Here is a 2,033-nt window from a genome sequence, read left to right on the forward strand (position 1 = left end):
CGAGGTGCAGGACTGGATCATCAAGCCACAGTTGGCGCAGGTTAAAGGTGTGGTGGAAATCAATACCATTGGTGGTTTTGACAAGCAGTATCACGTGTTGCCAGATCCAGTTCGGATGCTGGAATTGGGGGTGACCTTTGCGGAGGTTGCCGAGGCGTTGCGCCGTAACAATAACAACCGGGGTGCAGGGTACATTGAACGCAATGGCCAGCAGTTTTTGGTGCGTTCCCCGGGGCAGCTCGCGTCTATCAACGACATTGAAAACGTGGTGGTGGGACGACACGGCTCAGTGCCGGTTACGTTGAAGCAGGTTGCCGATGTGGCGATTGGCAAAGCCCTGCGTACGGGAGCCGCTACCCGCGATGGCAGGGAGACGGTACTGGGCACGGCGATGATGCTGGTGGGGGCCAACTCCCGCGAGGTGGCTCGTGATCTGGCTGACAAGCTGGAGTCGATTAAACCGTCTTTGCCGAAGGGTGTAAGGGTAGAAACCGTATACGATCGCACCACTCTGGTGGACAAGGCGATTGCGACGGTACAGAAAAACCTGCTGGAAGGTGCGCTGTTGGTTGTGGTGGTATTGCTGTTATTACTGGGCAATCTACGTGCGGCTTTGATTACGGCGGCGGTGATTCCGCTGGCCATGTTGGCGACCATGACCGGTATGGTGCGCGCCGGGGTGTCTGCAAATCTCATGAGTCTGGGCGCGCTGGATTTCGGTTTGATTGTCGATGGTGCGGTCATTATTGTCGAAAACTGCATCCGCCGTTTGGCTCTGGCGCAGAAACCTGTGGCTGGCGAGAGCAAGCCTCGCATTCCCGATTTGCGTGAGCGATTGCAGCTGGTTTTTGAGGCTACTGCCGAAGTCATCCGACCCAGTTTGTTTGGGGTGGCCATTATCACGGTGGTGTACATTCCGATTTTTTCACTGACCGGCGTGGAAGGGAAAATGTTTCACCCCATGGCGGCTACTGTGGTTATGGCGTTATTGGCGGCCATGGTGATATCGCTCACGCTGGTGCCCGCTGCGGTGGCTGTTTTTATGAACGGTGAGGTCAATGAGCGTGAAAGCCGGGTAATTTCCGCGAGTAAGTCCGTCTACCGGCCACTACTGGAATTGGCGTTAAAATTCCGATGGGTTGTTGTGAGCGCTGCGTCGTTATTGGTTGTTGTGTGTCTATGGTTATTGACGGCTCTTGGCTCAGAGTTTATTCCTCAGCTTAATGAAGGGGATATTGCCATGCACGCTATGCGCATTCCCGGTACCGGGCTGGAACAATCCGTGGAGATGCAAAAAGCGCTGGAAGACCGACTTAAGGCGTTTCCGGAAATTGATAAGGTGTTTTCTAAAATCGGTACTCCGGAGGTGGCCACAGATCCCATGCCTCCCAATGTCGCCGATACGATATTAATCCTGAAACCTCGTGATCAATGGCCAGACCCACAACGATCCAAATCAGATCTCGTGGCTGACATAGAAACCGCGGTGCACACCTTGCCGGGGAATAATTACGAATTCACTCAGCCCATTGAAATGCGCTTCAACGAACTGATTTCCGGAGTGCGAGCGGATCTGGGGATTAAGATATTTGGTGATGATCTGGATCAGTTGTTGGCGTCTGCCAATGACGTATTAGCCGTTGTGCAATCGGTAGATGGCGCGGTGGATGCGAGAGTGGAGCAGGTCACTGGTCTGCCCATGTTGTCTGTAATTCCAAAGCGCATGACACTGGCACGTTACGGTTTGAGCGTGGACGATTTGCAGGATCTGGTGTCTATGGGGGTTGGCGGTGAAGAGACCGGTTTGATATTTGAAGGCGATCGCCGTTTCAGCCTGGTGGTGCGACTGCCGGAATCCCTGCGCCGCGACAGTGAACGCCTGAAGTACCTGCCGGTGCCTTTGCCTGCCGGTGGTTTTGTGCCTCTGAGTGAAGTGGCGGAGCTGAAAATGCAGTTGGCGCCGGCACAGATCAGTCGTGAAAACGGTAAGCGCAGAGTAGTGGTCACCGCTAATGTACGTGATCGGGATCTCG

Annotated in this window: 1 protein-coding gene; it reads left to right on the forward strand. The window is 54.4% G+C overall.

What is annotated here, in order from left to right:
- On the forward strand, window positions 1–2,033 hold a 2,033-nt coding region (locus tag ACTG33_RS17050; protein WP_439136457.1), incomplete at both ends, for an efflux RND transporter permease subunit.

The organism is Pseudomaricurvus sp., assembly GCF_965662505.1.
Taxonomy (GTDB): Bacteria; Pseudomonadota; Gammaproteobacteria; order Pseudomonadales; family Cellvibrionaceae; genus Pseudomaricurvus.